We start from the raw sequence: 16,154 nt of genomic DNA, 5'->3' as shown, positions 1-16,154 counted from the left end.
CCGCTTGGAATACTTGGATGATCTGAGATAGATGGAGAAAACAGACGTGATCGCGAACGGAGCGTGACGAAATGAAAACGACGAGAGGTCGTCAGGTGACGAAGAGAGTCGTCACTCCCGGGGACGGGAGATGCCGAGCTTTTTGATTTTCGAGGTGAGTGTCGTACGCTTCAGGCCCAGGCGAGCCGCTGCGCCGTCCGGGCCGCCGATGACCCATCGCGTGTCGCGCAAGGTTCGCAGAATCTGGTCGCGCTCGGCATCGTGAAGGGTGGCTGCGGGAACCGGAGGCTGCGGCGCGTGAATCTTGAGTTCCGGAAGCGGCACCTGCAAATGGGTCCCCTGCGTCAGAATCACGGCACGTTCAATCAGGTTCTCCAATTCGCGGATGTTGCCGGGCCAGTGATAACGGGAGAGGGCCTCCAACGTCGCCGCCGGAATCGATTCGATCGGCTTTTTCATGCGAGCAGCATAGTGCTGGGTGAAATAACGCACCAGCACCGGAATATCCTCTCTCCGCTCGCGCAACGGCGGCAGGGTGATCGGAAACACATTCAGCCGGTAATACAAATCGCTTCGGAACTCCTGCTGCTCCACCAGCTTGGCCAGATCTCGGTTCGTGGCAGCAATCAACCGGATATCCACATGCACCGTACGGGTGCTTCCGAGCCGTTCGAACTCCTGCTCCTGCAGGACTCGAAGGAGTTTGGACTGCAGCTCCAGCGGAATTTCCCCCACCTCGTCCAGAAAGATCGTGCCGCCATGGGCCAATTCGAACCGACCGACTTTCTGGGCGATGGCCCCGGTGAATGCCCCCCGTTCATGCCCGAACAGCTCGCTTTCGAGCAGGCCGGTGGGAATTGCAGCGCAGTTCAGTTTCACGAAGGTCCGCTGCTTCCGATCACTGAGCCGGTGAATCGCGCGGGCAATCAGCTCTTTCCCCGTTCCCGTTTCGCCCTGGATCAATACCGTCGCCTGGGTCGGCGCCACAATTTCGACTTGCGAAAGGACCTGCTTCAACGCCCGGCTGTCGCCGATGATGTCGTCGAACCCGTGTTCGAGGCGAATTTCCTCTTCGAGATATAACTTCTCTTCGGTCAACCGGTCCTTGAGTTCCGTGATCTCTTGATAGGCCAGAGCATTGTCCACCGCAAGCGCGATCTGTCCGGCCACCTGGCTCAGAAACTCGACGGCCTGTTCGCCGAATGCCTGCTCCTGCCGGCTGGCCAGATTGAGACAGCCGAGCACGCGGTCATGCGACAACAAGGGCAAGGAGCACATGGAGTGGAAGCCTTTCATGACCAGGAGCTGAGGCACGGGGTGCGAAAACGCCTTCAGGTCCGGCAGATTGTTGGCGACCGTGGGGCACCTCCGCTCAAACGCCAGGCCGGCCAGAGAACCGGCGGTATCCGACATCACCCCTTCAGTCAACGCGCCTTCGTTGTCGGGGAAATCCAGGGCATGGAGGCGGACGCGGCCGCTCTTGCCATCGCACAGAATCAGACTGGCGTATTCCTGCGGCATCATCTCGCGCAAACAGAGACTCACTGCCCTGAAGACATCCCGCAGATCGAGCTTGGATACCATCGTATTGGTCATGCGCAATAACAGAGCAAAGCGATCGCGCTGACGCTCCACGTCTCGCCTGGCCTGCACCGCCGCTTCGCGGTTGAGCACATTTTCCACCGCGACGGCGACCTGCCGCCCGATGTGTTGCATCAGCTCCAGATCTGAAATTCGGTATGCCTCCTCCTCGATACTTAAAAATTCCAACGCGCCTAACTGTCGCCCTGGAGAAGTCAGGGGAACTAGGCAGCAGGACTGCACCCCATCCTCACGCATGAACGCCAGAACCTTCGGCCAGCGATGTTCCTCGTCCAGATTATTGATCAGCAACGGTTGCTGGGTTTCCCACACCAGACCGGCTGGTGTATCGGCAGGGATGGGTTCATGGCCGCCGATGATGTCGGCCGGAACATTCGCTTGCAACACATGCAGGCGCATCACACCCCGTTGCGCATCGTAGAGGGAGAGACCCACGAAATTGACAGGAACGAGCAACGGCAGACGGCGGGCAAGATCCTGGATCAGGGTCGGCAGGTCGGCATGGCTCGCAATAGCCTCTGCCACCTGCAGCAGAGCGCTATAGCGTGTACTGTCTCCTTGCATCGTCTGTAGGGATGGTAGGGGAGGCTGGTCGTTCATGAGTCGTGACGTAGTATGACCGCGACCGGAACAGTACGCAACGGGATCGACACGTCCTCTCGCCGCCGGTCTTCCGACGTGACGATGCTATCCGACATGAAGAGGACGCTCAGCCAGCAACCCGCCCCTGACTGAGCGTCCCGTGATGGCTCTGCTTCAGAAAGAACCGTCCGCGTCGCTTTCCCATATCAACACTTCCGCGCCGCCGGCCTGATCCGCTGTCAATCGACGAGCACCGGCAGCGGTCAGCCTCACGGCATCGCCGGTTTGCAATTCACCGGCCCCTTCCAATTCCGCCGCCCCTTTTGCAATGAACACATGCACATAGGGCGCATCCGGAACGTGCACCGGTTCACCAGGCTTGAGCCGCCCGCCCCACAGGACTGCACCCTTTTGACGGATGGAAATAGCCGCATGATGTCCTCGTCCGGACGCGATGGGAATGAGCCCGCCCTTGTTCAACTCTCCGTTGATGTCAAGCTGCTCATAGCCGGGATTGATCCGTTCCCTATCGGGCGGCACCCACATCTGGATAAAATGCACCGGCTTCTCTCCCAGCGGGTTCATCTCGCTGTGCCAGATGCCTGTTCCAGCGCTCATGCGTTGGGCCAGTCCCGGAAAAAGAAGGCCCCTATTGCCTTCTGAATCTTTATGCTCCAGCTCCCCATCCAACACCCAGGTCACAATTTCCATGTCCCGATGGGGATGGGTCCGGAAGCCGCTCTGAGGCGCCACGATGTCGTCGTTGCTCACCAACAACAGCCCGTGGTGCGTATTCTCCTGATCATAGTGATTTGAAAAGCTGAAACTGTGCCGTGAATTGAGCCAGCCGATGTGCGAATGAAATCGATCCTCGGCACGACGGATATCGACGGCCTGATGCTCCCTGCTGATCTCTTGCCTGGTCATGGTTGCGCTCCTTCCCTGTTAGCGGCATGGTGAGTTTTCAACTTGGTTCGCCGCTGCAGTTTCGGTATAACGCCGGTGGAGCACAAGGCAAGAAGGCACCGTCAGGTGGGAGAGTCACCATCTGGTAACCGACCCAAGAGGAGCGCCGGTGAAACAGCCCCGCACATGCCCAGCCGAATTGACGAGCACGTTGATCGCAGGCCGATGGAAGATCGTGATCTTGTGGTATCTGTTTCAAGATGTGAAACGGTTCTCCGAGTTACGTCGAACCCTCGCCGGCGTGACGCAGAAGGTTCTCACTCAGCAGCTCCGTGAGATGGAGCGTGACGGGATCATCGCGCGTAAAGTCTTTGCCCAGGTGCCTCCCAAGGTCGAGTACTCCGTCACTCCATTGGGCACCAGCTTAAAACCGGTCGTCGAAGCGATGCATCAGTGGGGCGAGGCGCATGTGCCCGCTGCTGAGTGACTCAGTGCATCGCATAGCGCGTCCCAGCGAGCTGGGCACCGAAGGGTGGCGGGTCGTTTGGAAGCGAACATGCACCGGCCAGCCGCCCGCTCCTTTCGGCCACTAACGGTCTGGGCGTCGCCTGGCGTCAAGGCTGCGAGGACTCCGCCGCATCAATCCACACCTTTTCTTCCGACTGAAATCGGCGGGTGCTGCACTCCTGTTGAACCAGTTTCTGCCTGTTGGTAGTCGGTAATGAGCGGACTGCTTCCCTCGCGTGTCACATAGGTCCACACCCATCGCCCCATGACCGCGACACGGTTGCGAAAACCGATGAGCAGAAAGACATGGACTATCGACCACAGAAGCCACGCCACCACACCAGACAGCTTCATGGATCCAATTTCCGCCACCGCGCGATGGTGGCCAATGGTCGCCATACTGCCCAGGTCACGATATCTGAACGGAAGACGGGGCGCGCCGCGTATGTCGCGCAGGATATTCACCGCCGCGGCTTGCCCCTGCTGTATCGCCGCGGCAGCCAGGCCAGGCACCTGTCGTCCGTTGGCATCGATCAACGCCGACATATCGCCGATCACAAAAATGTTACGATGTCCGGGGACGCTCAAGTCCTGCTCGATGCACACTCGCCCTGCGCGGTCGGTTGCGGCGCCGAGTGCGGGGCCCAACGGTGAAGGGGCGACGCCTGTCGCCCAGAGCGTGACGTCGGTTGCGATCCATTCGTCTCGCACCTTGATGCGCCCCGGTTCAACCGCCGTCACCAGACTCTCGGTGCAGACTTCGACACCCAACTGCCGCAGTTGCTCTGTGGCGCTCCATGACGTGGCTTCCGAATACAGACCCAAGATACGCGGGGACCCTTCATACAGCCGCACACGCGTCTGTGTCGTGTCGATCGCTCTGAAATCTTTTGTCAGGGCTCGCCGCGCAAGGTCCGCAATCGCTCCCGCCAATTCGACACCCGTCGGCCCTCCGCCGATGACGGCGAAACTCAACGGAGTGTGTCTGCCGGTGAAATGCGCGTCGCGTTCTGCCGTTTCGAACGCCAACAATAACCGACTTCGGATTTCAACCGCATCCTCGATCGTCTTGAGCCCCGGCGCATCTCGCTCCCATTCGTCATGACCGAAATACGCGTGGCGCGCTCCAGCCGCCACAATCAGGTAATCGTAGTCGAGCGCCGTCCCATCGCTGAGTTGCACCCGCCGGGCGGTGATGTCGAATCCTACCACCTCGCCAAGAATGATCTGAACGTTGCGCGATGTGTGCAGGATATGACGGAGCGAGGAGGCAATCTCAGCAGGGGAGAGCACGGCCAACGCCACTTGGTACAACAACGGCTGGAACGTGTGATGATTCTTGCGGTCGATCAGTGTGACGTCCACCGCTTGGTTAGACAAGGCCTTGGCAGCATGAAGGCCGCCGAACCCGCCGCCGACGATGACGACCTTCGGAGGTTGAGGTGTTTTGCTCATGGAAACACCCTCAGAGCGCGAGTCGGTGATACAGCGTTGTCCACTATTCCGTCCAAAGCGACCGCAGAATATGCATGGCCGTGCTGATCACCAATCGTGGGGGAGGGGAACGCCTCCACTCCACTCCTTTGAGATCGCACACCTGGAGTCGCGTTGGCCTGCCCAAAGAGCCCCCTCAGTAACCAACGGTAAACCGCTGCCGTGTATGGCGTGGTTTTTCAACCTCGTCGATCATGGCTATCGCATAATCCTGCGTCGAGATGCGGCTCTTCCCCTGTGCATCCGTCAACATCTGATCCGTACCCAGACGGAATGTTCCGGTGCGCTGGCCGGGAGCGAGATCCGCTGAAGGAGAGAGAAACGTCCAATCAAGACCGGATTCGTTCCGCAGCATGTTCAGCGTCTCGCGTGTTGCGAGGGCGCCTTGTTTATACTCTGCCGGGAATCCAGGCAGATCCAAGGCCTGAACTCCCGGCTTTACCTCCAAGCTGCCCGCACCTCCCACGAATAACAACCGCTTGAGACCGGCCTTTTTGACTCCGTCGATGATTGATCTCGCGCCTGTGACTTGAAGATTGTAGATGTCAGGATTACCCCACCCAGGGTTGAAGGCGCTGATGACGACATCGTGACCTGCGACCAGGCGGGCCACGTCGTCAGCATTGTAGACATCCCCCTTCTCGGAGTGAAGCTTCGCGTGCGGCGGGACCTTCTCCGGATGCCGGACAATGGCCGTCACCTCATGGCCACGATCCAAGGCTTCTTTCAGAATGGCCGATCCCACAAACCCGCTGGCTCCGATCAAGGCAATCTTCATGGTCAACCTCCGCTCTCCGATGGGTTCAGTTGCGATACCGGCGGCTCTTTCAGCCGCCGGCTCGCTCTCCTCAGTGACTTGGTTGGTCGTGTCGAACGGGAAACGTTCCTGACGGAACGATTACTCCGTTTTGTCGGCAGAAAACTGCAGGCCGGCAGTGCCCCCGGTTTCGATGAACAGATTCATGAATGCCGGGACGGTGTCCTTGCGTTGCCAATCCCGCTGCAGCTCACAGAACAACTGCGGCACACTGATCATCTTCCCGCCCGCCTGCTCGATCCGGCGCAACGCCATGTCATGGGCGGCCACCGATGTGCCGCCGACGGCGTCAGCCACAACATAAACCTCGAAGCCTGCCGCGAGCGCGTCCAAAGCCGGAAAGGTCAAGCAGGCTTCGGTCCAGAGCGCGGTCATAATGAGCTTCTTCCGGCCCGTGGCTTCCACGGCTTTGCGGAACTCGATATCTTCCCAGGAATTGATCGACGTGCGGTCGTAGGTCGGAAACTTGTCGAGCACCCTACGCAACTGCACGATGGGTGGTTTGTTGAGGCCGGTCTTGACGTTGACGGTGGAATGGACAATCGGCAAGCCATAGGCAACAGCCGCCTTCGCCGCGCCGACAATATTATTGACCATCAGCTGCCGATCCATTGAGGCAATGGAGTTCACCTGCACCGGCTGATAATCGATGATGATGAACGCGGAGTTCTGCGGGGTCAACAACTGATCCTTCTTGGGGTCTCGAATTGGTTCACTGGCCATGGTGTCGTCCTCCTATTGGTTGATGGCAGACCACGGCTCTCGCCGCACCCTGCGGTAGGGAGTTATCCTCGCTGGAAATCCAACACTTCGGTGATGGTGCCGGCGATGATCAACGTCTTCCGGCCTGTGGCCTTGACGGTGGCGACAAAGTCCGCGTTATCCCAGGCATTGATCTCGCCTTTGCGCGCCACATAGTGCGCATAACGCAAACCTCCCTCCTGGCTTCATCCACGCTCCAGATGCCGGAACGGTGAGGGGCGTCTCTTACGTTAGTAGCCTGCAAATTTTTCCGTACGAATGGCGCTGTCGTCGATGCCGGCTGCTTTAAGCATCGTCCGTAGTGCGCCGACCATACCCGGCGGGCCGACCACGTAATACATCGGCTTGTCGATGTTCACGAGATGTTTGGAGAGCAAGGCTGCGTTGATGTATCCCGTCTCACCCTGCCAGGGACGGGAAGACTTGGCGGGCTCGGTCATGGTGCCCACGAAGCGATAGTGAGGATTGTTGTCCTGCAAGGCCTGCAGCTCATCCAAAAACGGCGCATCCTCCGGTCGCCGGTTGGAGTAGAACAGCACCATGGGGTGCGGCGACCGTTGCAACGCCGCCTGCACCACCATGCTACGGAAGGGCGTGATCCCGATCCCGCCTGCCAGAAAGACGGCAGGGCGGGTCTGGTCCGGATGTAACACGAATTGGCCGAATGGTCCCTCCATCCGGACGATTGAGCCGAGCGGCATCCGCTGCAGTTCGCGCTTGAAAGCGGTATCACGCAGCCGGGTGGCCACCATCAGCGTCGATTCTTGCGGCGCACTCGCGATGGACAAGGCCCTGGTGTTGCCCTCCGCATCCGTCTCAGAGGGCTGGGGCAACGTCAGGTCGACAAACTGACCCGGCGTGAACACAAACTGCGGCGGCTTGTCGAAGTAGAACGCCATCGTCCCCTCCGCCACCAGCCGCCGCTCGATCAGCGTGATCGAATACCCGTTCTCGCTCTCCGCATCACCCATGATTCACCTGTTGCGTCGCACGTTGCATGCACGTGACGCGAACCGCTCAGAGCGATTTGTGTGTTCCGTCGCAAAACGGAGGATTCTTGGTCTGTTTGCACTGACAGAGCGCCACGGTCTTCTTTTCGGTGGTCGTAAACTCCATCGGCGTAAACCCAGTTCCTTTGTGCGACCCGTCACAGAACGGTTGCTTCTTCGAACGCCCGCACCGGCACCAATGATAGGTGCCCGCTTCCAACTCCAACACGGCCGGCTGTTTCGCTGCAATGACTGGCTTCTCCATGTGTTGTTCCTCCTTGTGAGATGATAAATAACGCGGTTCCTGACTCTTGCACAGACACTCGAACTGACGGCAACCCCGTCGATGACAACGCAAAACGGTTCCAGGGACGGGGACACACAGCTAGCCGCGTGTCCGTAACGCCTCGATCAGTCGGTCGGCGACGGCGCCTCCTGATGCCGGATTCTGTCCCGTGATGAGCCGGTCATCTTCGACCGCGAAGGGGGCCCACGCCTTATCGGCCTTCGTATAGACCGCACCTCGCGACACCAGTTCGGTCTCCGTTAAAAACGGAACAAACTTATCCAGTTCGGCCAATCGTTCTTCTTCATTTGAAAACCCGGTGACCGTCTTGCCCTTCACCAGTAACGATCCATTCGACAAGGTAATGTTCAGCAGGCCCACGGCTCCATGGCATACCGACGAGACGATGCCGCCTCGTTCATAAATCGTGCGGCTGATGCGTTGCAAGGCTTCGTTCTCGGGAAAGTCCCAGATCACGCCGTGGCCGCCGGCATAGTAGATCGCCGCGTAATCATCAGGCTTGACCTCGCCGGGTGCCAGCGTCGCCCCGAGACGATTCATGAATTCTTTCTTCTGGTACCACTCCCAATCGATAGGCTCCGCCATCGCCAGACTGTGGGGATCGATCGGCGTATATCCCCCCTTGGGGCTGACATAATCCACGGCATAACCCGCGGCCTCGACCTTCTTGACGAAATGCACCGCCTCACCGAGCCATAAACCGGTGGCCCGATTCAGGTTCGGATATTTTTCAACGCTCGTGAGTACAACCAATATTTTCCGGTTCATTCTCTTCTCCCTGGCTACGGCTATAAATACAGCGGCTTGATCGGCGAGAGGACAGCCAATGGATTGTTTTTCCAAGTCGCTTCGTCGGCGTCCACGTACACCTCGACCTCATTGCCGTCGGGATCATGGAGGTACAGACTTTGACTCACCGTATGGTCGCTCATGCCGTCGATCACAACGCCGGCCTGCTCCAATTCTTGCTTCGCCGCCCGGAGCTCGTCCAGGCTGTCGCCGACTTTGATGCCAATGTGATAGAGCCCTCGACGCCGCCCGGAGGGAGAGGCCGGAGCATCGCCGACTTGGATGAGCAAGAGCTCGTGATGGGTGCGGCCAGATGTAAGCGCCGCGGCCGCACCATTAAAAGCCTTTCCGACCTCCTTAAATCCCAACAGGTCCCGATAGAACTCCAGTGCGCGCAGCAGATCCTTCACATAGAACACGACATGGCCGAGATAGTGCGCCTTCATGCGCTCGACTCCTTCCCGGACGACGATGTCCGAAGCAGTGCCCTAACCTCGGCATGCGCCAGTACGACATCAGGCTCGCGCTGCAACGCGTCGTAATAATGCCGGCCGAATCCATTGCCTTCTTCAGACGGCGTTAACATGGTCCGCACCGAATCGATGGTCCGGGCAATCTCCGCCCGATCCTCGATCTCTTTATCCTCGGACAGTTCATCGATCTTCACCATCAATTGAGACAGGGGGCGCAGCCAGGCGAACCACGCATCACCCAATACCAGCTGAAAGAATGCGCCATTCGTCTCGATCCGCCCATGCACCCGCTCATAGGAGACCCGTTCGGCGTCCAACAACGCCTTGTGCAAACGCAGCAATGACCGCGACAGATTACCCAAATGCGCGCGCATATGATCCTGACCTGACATGATCCCGCCTCCTTGCGAATCGCTCCCGCTTATCCCGTGGGTTCACTATCCAATTGATGCGCCTTGCGACCCCCTCGAGTAAGCGGATGCAGTGCCAGCTGCCCCTCGACCATGACCCGCGCCATCTCCGCCGCGCGTGTGACGAGCGCTTGCGCGCCTTCTCGTAACTCTCGGCTGTGCTGTACCTCGCTGTTGTTCCGCTCCATGTCCTCTGCGCTCCACCCACGCGAATGGGCGATAAACGGAAACTGCGGAAACTGGCAGCCGATTTCGGCAAAAAAGGTCATCAGTTGACCGGCAACACCCTGCACATTGTCTTGGCCACCCATAATGATGAATGCGGCGACTTTATTCTTGAGGAGATGCCGGTTCGCGATCGTCTCCTGGTTCTGAATGCAGTTCATGCGCTCGACCATTTTGTAATAGAGGCTGCTCGCTCCACCCCATCTGATCGGAGTCGAGACGAGGATCACATCCGCCCAATGCACGATGGCCTCATACACCCGATCCATTTGATCGGTCGGATCCATCTGCGTGATCGAACAGGGCCAGGTGCAGGCTTCCGCGGCCTTGGAATAAAACCCTTCACAGGGCCTGAACGAAAGCTCACGCAATTTGATGAGTTGCGTGTCGAGCTGGAGATGCTCGCGCGCATGGGCTAAGGCTTCCTCCAGCAGGGCATCGGAGGCGCTAAACCGCGGCTGGTCCTTCGTCATCGCGGTCGTGGCAATACCCAGCACACGCACGGGACCGTCGGCTCGCACGATCGGGCGCGCCAGCGGGTGTGATTGTTTCGGGAGCGTCTGTCGCTTCGTCACCGGTGTCAGATCGACAAAGACGCGCCCATCCTCCACTTTGACGGCATAGGTCGCCACCTGATTCCCTTCGTATCCAGGCCCGCTTTGGCCGGTCCGATGATGAAACTTCCAGTAATGCCAGGGACAGACAACATAGTCGCCATCGAGCCGCCCCTCACCCAGCGGCCCGCCGATGTGATTGCACACCCCGGAGATCGCCGCGAACCGGCCGTCCTTATAACTCAACGCCAGCTGTGTCTGACCGCAGACGATCTGCTGAAGCGGGCGCTGTTTCAACTCATCGATCAAACCGATCTCAGTCCATGTCGCATCCGGCATATCGAGTTCCTTCAGGTGTCAGCCACACATCCATTTGTCACAAGCGCTGCTCTTCCAGATCGTACACATCGAACTACACGTAAACAGGGCGGTAGTTTCCTCTTCTCAAAACGTGGCGCAATGACGGCGCAGAAACCGTACACTTCTGCAGCGGCACCTTCAAGCCACGATTCGGTCATCAGGATGCCTGCTTCCCTGTGTCGTAATAATACCGTTCGTGAACGATCTTGCCGTTCTTCCACTTCGCCAGCACCACCTGTTCCATATGAACCGGCTGCCCGCTGACGGCGATGAAATCGAGCGCACACTCATAGAACGTGACGCCGTCGCCGACTCCGCTGGCCGTGACATTGAACCCTTTCCACTCTTTCACGTTGCTCATAAACTGTTTCTCCCGCTCGATATTGGCCGCGAGACCCTCTGTCGGAGGATGGGCATTCTCCTGCATCTTGACGTCCTTGTCGTAGAACTCGTTTATTGCCTCGATGATCTTGCCTTGACCGATATAGCCGAACAGATCGTTCAACCGCTGTTGCAGATTCGTCGTGCTCATGACCGTTTCTCCTTTTGTGATTTATTGACGAATGTTATCCCGGCCTTCTGCACTTCCTGGTAGGGGAGCAGCCAGACGAGCGACTCGTCGCTCAGATCACCGACTTGAATGCGATTGCCCCAAGGATCGCGAAAGTCGCAGCGGAAACCTGGCTGCATCTTCAACTTGTACTTCTTCGTCAGCTTCTGTCTCACTTCTTTGATCTGCTTGGCATCACGGACCATCAGACCAAAGTGCTTCACCCGGTCCGGTTGCAGTTGCTCGACCTCAAAGATCGCCATGAATTGATGCTCCCCCAGCTTGCACCAGGCGGCACCTTCACCGCCTCGGAGCATCTTCAAGCCGAACACGTCCGAATAAAACTTCACCGCCTTCTTGGCGTCGGTGACTTCAATGACGATGTGGTTGCAGCCATAGACTTGCACCGCCATCACACATCTGCCTTTCGTCCGGCGCCCTCCGCCGCCACCCGCTTGAGCGCCGACACAAAGACGTCCACCGGCTGTGCACCCGAGATCGCAGACGTCCCGTTCACGATGAAATAGGGGACGCCACGAATGCCCAGCCGGTGACCAGCCGCGGCTTCCGCCTTGACCTCTGCAGTTCCTTCGTCGCTCTGGAGCATGCGTTCCACGGACTCCCGATTCAATCCTGCACGGCCGGCAAGATCGACGAGGGTCGGGACCGACCCGATATCGGCCCCCTCCTCGAAATAGCCTCGGAAGAGCGAGGCGACCACCGCGTTCTGGCAGTCTTCTCGTGCACCAAGCCAAATCAACCGATGCGCGTCAAACGTATTCGGCGCCCGTGCAATCTTCTCGAATGCGAAGGCAATCCGCTCCGACGCTCCGGCAGCCAGCACAGATTCCTCCATCTGCCGGAACGTCTCCAGGCTCCCGAACTTCGCTTCGAGATAGGCCGTGCGATCCATCCCATCCTTCGGCATCGTCGGATTCAACTGAAACGGCCGCCAGGTCACTCGTACGTCTCCGCCGAACTCTGTCAGCGCTCGTTCCAGTCGCCGTTTCCCGACATAACACCAGGGACAGACGACATCGGAATAGATGTCGATATGGAGCGCCGAATTCGTCACGACAAATGTCCCATCTTGCCTGCTTGATAATCCTGTGCCGCCTGCATCAACTCCTCGCGGGTATTCATGACAAAGGGACCATAGCGTGCGATCGGTTCATTGATCGGTTCTCCGCTGAGAACGAGCAGCGTCGCATCTTCTTTGGCCTCAAGTGCCACCCGTTCGCCGGCCTGCCCGAAGACGGCCAATTGAGCCTCCCGGGCCTCCTTCGACCCGTTGATCGCCACCCGGCCCCGGAGCACGAGCACCGACGTGTTAAACCCCGCCGGCAACGTCAACTCAACCCGGTGCCCAGCCGTCACACGAAGATCGTACAAATGGACTGGGCTGAACGTCTTTGCAGGGCCGGCGACGCCCTGAAATTCGCCCGCGATGACGCGAACCTGGCCCGCCCCACCCGGAAGATCCACCGTTGGAATATCCTGATTCACCAGCGTCTGGTACCGAGGCGGCGACATCTTGACCGCCTTCGGGAGATTCACCCAAAGCTGCACACCCTCCAGCGTGCCCCCCTGCTCGGCAAACCCTTCCTCGTGCAGTTCCTCGTGCACGATGCCGGAGGCCGCCGTCATCCACTGCACATCGCCGGGACCGATGACGCCGCCGCTGCCGGTCGAGTCACGATGCGACACCTTGCCTTGATACATAATCGTCACCGTTTCAAACCCCCGATGCGGATGCTCACCCACGCCGAGCCGCCGGTAGGTCGGAGGAAAATACTTCGGCCCCATATAGTCCAGAAGCAGGAAGGGAGAAAATTGCTGATCGTCTCCCTCAGGGCCCGGAATCATGTTGCGCACCGGAAAGCCATCACCGACCATATGCGGAGAATCAGCAGCATACACTCCGGCCAGTTCCTTCGTGACCGCACTCGCTGTCTGCTGTGTCATCATCGTGTTCCTTTCCTTGTCCATACCGATCACTCTCCGCGGAGTATCCTCACAGCCGCTTCTCCTCCAAATCGTACACATCGAACCATACGTATACCGGACGATGCGCCGGCACGAACTTGGGAATATAGTCTTCGAGGTATTGCTGCGCCTCAAGGCTCATGTCGCTCAGCCGCGTATCGCGCAATGTGTTATTCCACTTCAGCACGTCATTCGCATCCGTGATCTTCGACGTCTCTTTGATCCATTCGGCGATCTGCTCATCCGTGGCTCCTGTCGCCACCACCGCTTTCAATTGCTCCGGCGTAATCCCCGTAAAGGCAAACCATTGGCTGGCCAGCGAACAGGGCCAATAGCTGTATTCCCCGTTGATCCCGAGCAACAAGGCCCGGCATTTATCCACACAGCGGGCGGCAATCACATAGCCGCCCAGTTTTTCACGAGGACTCCGAGGATAGTCCTTCCGAAGATCCAGGGCCAATGTGCCGACTCTATCCAAATCCGTTTTCATGACGGTCTCCGTTGCTTCCCTACAAGGTCTTTGTTGCAGCCTCCATCATCAGCGCCTGTACCGGCTGCGGCTGTACCAGCGATATCTGGCACAACCGCCCGGCAGAGCCTGTTGACGCTTAGCCCAGATGTCCCATCCGGCCCGCTTGATAGTCTTGGACCGCCTGAATAATTTCGTCGCGCGTGTTCATCACGAACGGACCGTACCGGGCGATCGGCTCGGCAATCGGTTCTCCGCTCATCACGAGAATGGTCGCATCCTGCTTCGCCTCCAGCGCCACGCGCTCACCTCGCTGTCCGAGCAACGCGATTTCCACTTCCTGAACAGCCTGCGACCCGTTCACCACAATCTGCCCGTGCAGCACAAACAGGGACGAATTGAATCCCTCGGGTAAGTCGAGTTCCATCTGATGTCCCGCCTGCAACCGCAGGTCGTACAGATGGACCGGACTGAAGGTCTTCGCCGGACCTTTTGCACCGCGAAACTCCCCGGCGATCACGCGCACCCGACCAGCTCCTCCATCAAGCTCGACCGCAGGAATCTCGGCATCGACCAGCGTCTGATAACGAGGCGCGGTCATCTTGGACGCCCTCGGCAGATTGACCCACAGCTGGATCCCCTCCAACAGGCCACCCTGTTTGGCAAATTCCTCTTCATGCAATTCTTCGTGCACGATACCCGAAGCCGCCGTCATCCACTGCACATCGCCGGGACCGATGACGCCGCCGCTGCCGGTTGAATCACGATGCGCCACCTTTCCGTGGTACATAATCGTGACCGTCTCGAAGCCCCGATGAGGATGCTCACCGACCCCGAGCCGCCGGTTGGTCGGCGGGAACTGCTGCGGCCCCAGATAATCGAGCATCAAAAACGGCGACAGCTGTTCCTCGATTCCGGCGCCGGGAATCATGTTGCGGACCGGAAACCCGTCGCCGACCATATGATGAGACCCTGCCTGATACACACCGACAAGGTCTTTCGTGATGGATGTGCCTGTTCGCATAGCGGTCTCCTTCCTTACACCATTCCGCGCAATGCTTCCGCGAGGGAAATGGTCCCTCGCACCAGCGAGGCGGGGTGTTCATACGTGATCGCACCGGTTGAAAACGCCGTGTACATTTCCTCGAACAAACCGGCTGCTTCTCTGGAAAAACCGAACAAGGTCAATGTCGGCACCACGGCACTGAGCGGCGCCGGTTGCGCGACGACCGCCCGCCCAAGAATCCGGCCGAGCGCTTCGGCCACCTGTTCCGGACTGTACTCCTCCGGACCTGCGAGCTCCACCACCGTCTGGCCCCTTCCACCGGCCATCAATCGCTCTGCTGCGACACGGCCGATATCCTTCGTCGATATCATCGGCACCTTGGCCTGCGGCGCAATGAATGTGGGCAACAGCCCCTCACTCTTTGCCAGACCGATACCCGGCGCCCAGTTTTCCATGAAATAACAGGGGCGCAAAATCGTCAGATTACGAGCCACCGCACTCAGTTTGTGTTCACCGTATCGGACGGCGCGTATAGGGCCGGTGCCTTCCGGGAGCTGGCCGCCGACGGACGAGAGCAGCACGACGTGCGAAATCCCGCTCGCTTTGACGGCTTCGGCCGCGCGATCCATCCGTTGCCGTTGCTCCGCAAGCCATGCCGCAGCCCCATAGTTCGGCGGAACCAGCAGATAGACACCCAACGCCCCTTGCAAGGCTTTCGTCAAGGCTGGCACATCATCCAGCGAGGCAACGGCCACCTCAACCCCTTTTGCTCTCCAGGCTGCTCTCTTGTCGGCCGACCGAACCACCACCCGCACGGGCTGTTTGCGAGCAAGCAGCGTCTCTACGACTGCGGCCCCTGTATGTCCTGTAGCACCTAATACAACAAACATCTTCGGTTTCCTTTCCGGCCTCAGGCAACTCGTTCCGCCACAACCCGATCAATCGACCATCGGCCGGCTCCCGTTACCAGTAACGCGGCGGCCAACCCGATCACCAGGAGGTGATACTCATACCCCTCTCCCTGCTGTTGCCCAAACCAGTTCATGAAAAACCCAAACGGCAGATGCACCGTCAGAATGGCTCCCAGCATGATCACAACGAAGCTGGCGGCCGTGAATCGCGTTAACAAGCCGGCGAGCAACCCCACGGCGCCGAAAAATTCCCCCATGATAACCAGAAATGCGACGATCCAGGGTAGCCCCATTTTCTGAGTGAAGAACCCCATGGTCCCGTCGAACCCGAACCCACCGAACCAACCCAGTAACTTTTGAGCCCCGTGCGGCAGCATCACCAACCCCAAGGTCAGCCGCAAAATCAGGCCGGACCACCCATCATCTGTCTTGAATAACGCCTTCATTTAATTTCC

General features: G+C 58.8%; 21 protein-coding genes. 1 reads left to right on the top strand and 20 read right to left on the bottom strand.

The window, feature by feature from the left end; genetic code table 11:
* Window positions 1-111 precede the first annotated feature (111 nt).
* Window positions 112-2,202 carry a sigma 54-interacting transcriptional regulator gene (locus V9G17_10105; GenBank protein ID MEI2752948.1) on the bottom strand — a complete coding sequence of 697 codons (2,091 nt, stop codon included), beginning with the start codon at window positions 2,200-2,202 and terminating at the stop codon, window positions 112-114.
* 156 nt (window positions 2,203-2,358) lie between these two features.
* Window positions 2,359-3,111: a pirin family protein gene (locus tag V9G17_10100; GenBank protein ID MEI2752947.1), complete on the bottom strand. Its 753-nt coding sequence runs from the start codon at window positions 3,109-3,111 to the stop codon at window positions 2,359-2,361.
* A gap of 148 nt (window positions 3,112-3,259) precedes the next feature.
* Here V9G17_10100 and V9G17_10095 point away from each other — a divergent pair, with 148 nt between their 5' ends.
* A complete protein-coding gene (locus V9G17_10095; protein ID MEI2752946.1) occupies window positions 3,260-3,577 on the top strand; it encodes a helix-turn-helix domain-containing protein in 318 nt (105 codons plus the stop codon).
* Between the two features lie 152 nt (window positions 3,578-3,729).
* Here V9G17_10095 and V9G17_10090 read toward each other — a convergent pair whose 3' ends face one another.
* The 18 genes from V9G17_10090 to V9G17_10005 form a co-directional block, all read right to left on the bottom strand.
* The gene (locus V9G17_10090; protein ID MEI2752945.1) at window positions 3,730-5,052 is read right to left on the bottom strand and encodes an NAD(P)/FAD-dependent oxidoreductase; all 1,323 of its coding nucleotides are present in this window, start codon (window positions 5,050-5,052) and stop codon (window positions 3,730-3,732) included.
* Between the two features lie 175 nt (window positions 5,053-5,227).
* On the bottom strand, window positions 5,228-5,869 hold the full coding sequence (locus V9G17_10085; GenBank protein ID MEI2752944.1) for an NAD(P)-dependent oxidoreductase: 642 nt from the start codon (window positions 5,867-5,869) through the stop codon (window positions 5,228-5,230).
* Window positions 5,870-5,989: 120 nt separating this feature from the next.
* Window positions 5,990-6,631 (bottom strand): hydrolase, encoded by a 642-nt coding sequence (locus V9G17_10080; GenBank protein ID MEI2752943.1) that lies wholly within the window; start codon window positions 6,629-6,631, stop codon window positions 5,990-5,992.
* A 62-nt stretch (window positions 6,632-6,693) separates the two neighbouring features.
* A complete protein-coding gene (locus V9G17_10075; protein ID MEI2752942.1) occupies window positions 6,694-6,840 on the bottom strand; it encodes a hypothetical protein in 147 nt (48 codons plus the stop codon).
* A 60-nt stretch (window positions 6,841-6,900) separates the two neighbouring features.
* Window positions 6,901-7,641: an FAD-dependent oxidoreductase gene (locus tag V9G17_10070; GenBank protein ID MEI2752941.1), complete on the bottom strand. Its 741-nt coding sequence runs from the start codon at window positions 7,639-7,641 to the stop codon at window positions 6,901-6,903.
* A gap of 46 nt (window positions 7,642-7,687) precedes the next feature.
* On the bottom strand, window positions 7,688-7,924 hold the full coding sequence (locus tag V9G17_10065) for a CDGSH iron-sulfur domain-containing protein (protein ID MEI2752940.1): 237 nt from the start codon (window positions 7,922-7,924) through the stop codon (window positions 7,688-7,690).
* 120 nt (window positions 7,925-8,044) lie between these two features.
* Window positions 8,045-8,734 carry a type 1 glutamine amidotransferase domain-containing protein gene (locus V9G17_10060; protein ID MEI2752939.1) on the bottom strand — a complete coding sequence of 230 codons (690 nt, stop codon included), beginning with the start codon at window positions 8,732-8,734 and terminating at the stop codon, window positions 8,045-8,047.
* A gap of 20 nt (window positions 8,735-8,754) precedes the next feature.
* The gene (locus V9G17_10055) at window positions 8,755-9,201 is read right to left on the bottom strand and encodes a VOC family protein (protein MEI2752938.1); all 447 of its coding nucleotides are present in this window, start codon (window positions 9,199-9,201) and stop codon (window positions 8,755-8,757) included.
* Window positions 9,198-9,620 (bottom strand): hypothetical protein, encoded by a 423-nt coding sequence (locus V9G17_10050; protein ID MEI2752937.1) that lies wholly within the window; start codon window positions 9,618-9,620, stop codon window positions 9,198-9,200. The genes V9G17_10055 and V9G17_10050 overlap by 4 nt, the downstream gene beginning before the upstream one ends.
* Before the next feature lie 29 nt (window positions 9,621-9,649).
* A complete protein-coding gene (locus tag V9G17_10045; protein MEI2752936.1) occupies window positions 9,650-10,756 on the bottom strand; it encodes a Rieske 2Fe-2S domain-containing protein in 1,107 nt (368 codons plus the stop codon).
* A gap of 178 nt (window positions 10,757-10,934) precedes the next feature.
* Window positions 10,935-11,309, bottom strand: coding sequence for a SnoaL-like domain-containing protein (locus V9G17_10040; protein MEI2752935.1), 375 nt, complete (start codon window positions 11,307-11,309; stop codon window positions 10,935-10,937).
* Complete coding sequence (locus V9G17_10035) at window positions 11,306-11,740, bottom strand: VOC family protein (GenBank protein MEI2752934.1); 435 nt, start codon at window positions 11,738-11,740, stop codon at window positions 11,306-11,308. Before V9G17_10035 ends, V9G17_10040 begins: the two co-directional genes overlap by 4 nt.
* On the bottom strand, window positions 11,740-12,402 hold the full coding sequence (locus tag V9G17_10030; protein MEI2752933.1) for a DsbA family oxidoreductase: 663 nt from the start codon (window positions 12,400-12,402) through the stop codon (window positions 11,740-11,742). Before V9G17_10030 ends, V9G17_10035 begins: the two co-directional genes overlap by 1 nt.
* Entirely contained in the window at window positions 12,399-13,295 is an 897-nt protein-coding gene (locus V9G17_10025) for a pirin family protein (GenBank protein ID MEI2752932.1), read from the bottom strand. The genes V9G17_10030 and V9G17_10025 overlap by 4 nt, the downstream gene beginning before the upstream one ends.
* Before the next feature lie 46 nt (window positions 13,296-13,341).
* Complete coding sequence (locus V9G17_10020; GenBank protein ID MEI2752931.1) at window positions 13,342-13,803, bottom strand: DUF5069 domain-containing protein; 462 nt, start codon at window positions 13,801-13,803, stop codon at window positions 13,342-13,344.
* Between the two features lie 118 nt (window positions 13,804-13,921).
* Window positions 13,922-14,806 (bottom strand): pirin family protein, encoded by an 885-nt coding sequence (locus V9G17_10015; GenBank protein MEI2752930.1) that lies wholly within the window; start codon window positions 14,804-14,806, stop codon window positions 13,922-13,924.
* A 14-nt stretch (window positions 14,807-14,820) separates the two neighbouring features.
* Window positions 14,821-15,678 carry an NAD(P)H-binding protein gene (locus V9G17_10010; protein MEI2752929.1) on the bottom strand — a complete coding sequence of 286 codons (858 nt, stop codon included), beginning with the start codon at window positions 15,676-15,678 and terminating at the stop codon, window positions 14,821-14,823.
* A 20-nt stretch (window positions 15,679-15,698) separates the two neighbouring features.
* Window positions 15,699-16,145, bottom strand: coding sequence for a DoxX family protein (locus V9G17_10005; GenBank protein MEI2752928.1), 447 nt, complete (start codon window positions 16,143-16,145; stop codon window positions 15,699-15,701).
* Window positions 16,146-16,154 lie beyond the last annotated feature (9 nt).

The organism is Nitrospira sp., from assembly GCA_037045225.1.
Taxonomy (GTDB): domain Bacteria; phylum Nitrospirota; class Nitrospiria; order Nitrospirales; family Nitrospiraceae; genus Nitrospira_A.
This window is presented reverse-complemented; position numbering and strand designations above follow the sequence as displayed.

What these genes read in the sequence shown, in the direction of transcription:
- V9G17_10105 (MEI2752948.1), bottom strand. Translation starts at nt 2,202, where the DNA reads ATGAACGACCAGCCTCCCCTACCATCCCTACAGACGATGCAAGGAGAC.
- V9G17_10100 (MEI2752947.1), bottom strand. Translation starts at nt 3,111, where the DNA reads ATGACCAGGCAAGAGATCAGCAGGGAGCATCAGGCCGTCGATATCCGT.
- V9G17_10090 (MEI2752945.1), bottom strand. Translation starts at nt 5,052, where the DNA reads ATGAGCAAAACACCTCAACCTCCGAAGGTCGTCATCGTCGGCGGCGGG.
- V9G17_10085 (MEI2752944.1), bottom strand. Translation starts at nt 5,869, where the DNA reads ATGAAGATTGCCTTGATCGGAGCCAGCGGGTTTGTGGGATCGGCCATT.
- V9G17_10080 (MEI2752943.1), bottom strand. Translation starts at nt 6,631, where the DNA reads ATGGCCAGTGAACCAATTCGAGACCCCAAGAAGGATCAGTTGTTGACC.
- V9G17_10070 (MEI2752941.1), bottom strand. Translation starts at nt 7,641, where the DNA reads ATGGGTGATGCGGAGAGCGAGAACGGGTATTCGATCACGCTGATCGAG.
- V9G17_10065 (MEI2752940.1), bottom strand. Translation starts at nt 7,924, where the DNA reads ATGGAGAAGCCAGTCATTGCAGCGAAACAGCCGGCCGTGTTGGAGTTG.
- V9G17_10060 (MEI2752939.1), bottom strand. Translation starts at nt 8,734, where the DNA reads ATGAACCGGAAAATATTGGTTGTACTCACGAGCGTTGAAAAATATCCG.
- V9G17_10055 (MEI2752938.1), bottom strand. Translation starts at nt 9,201, where the DNA reads ATGAAGGCGCACTATCTCGGCCATGTCGTGTTCTATGTGAAGGATCTG.
- V9G17_10050 (MEI2752937.1), bottom strand. Translation starts at nt 9,620, where the DNA reads ATGTCAGGTCAGGATCATATGCGCGCGCATTTGGGTAATCTGTCGCGG.
- V9G17_10045 (MEI2752936.1), bottom strand. Translation starts at nt 10,756, where the DNA reads ATGCCGGATGCGACATGGACTGAGATCGGTTTGATCGATGAGTTGAAA.
- V9G17_10040 (MEI2752935.1), bottom strand. Translation starts at nt 11,309, where the DNA reads ATGAGCACGACGAATCTGCAACAGCGGTTGAACGATCTGTTCGGCTAT.
- V9G17_10035 (MEI2752934.1), bottom strand. Translation starts at nt 11,740, where the DNA reads ATGGCGGTGCAAGTCTATGGCTGCAACCACATCGTCATTGAAGTCACC.
- V9G17_10025 (MEI2752932.1), bottom strand. Translation starts at nt 13,295, where the DNA reads ATGATGACACAGCAGACAGCGAGTGCGGTCACGAAGGAACTGGCCGGA.
- V9G17_10020 (MEI2752931.1), bottom strand. Translation starts at nt 13,803, where the DNA reads ATGAAAACGGATTTGGATAGAGTCGGCACATTGGCCCTGGATCTTCGG.
- V9G17_10015 (MEI2752930.1), bottom strand. Translation starts at nt 14,806, where the DNA reads ATGCGAACAGGCACATCCATCACGAAAGACCTTGTCGGTGTGTATCAG.
- V9G17_10010 (MEI2752929.1), bottom strand. Translation starts at nt 15,678, where the DNA reads ATGTTTGTTGTATTAGGTGCTACAGGACATACAGGGGCCGCAGTCGTA.
- V9G17_10005 (MEI2752928.1), bottom strand. Translation starts at nt 16,145, where the DNA reads ATGAAGGCGTTATTCAAGACAGATGATGGGTGGTCCGGCCTGATTTTG.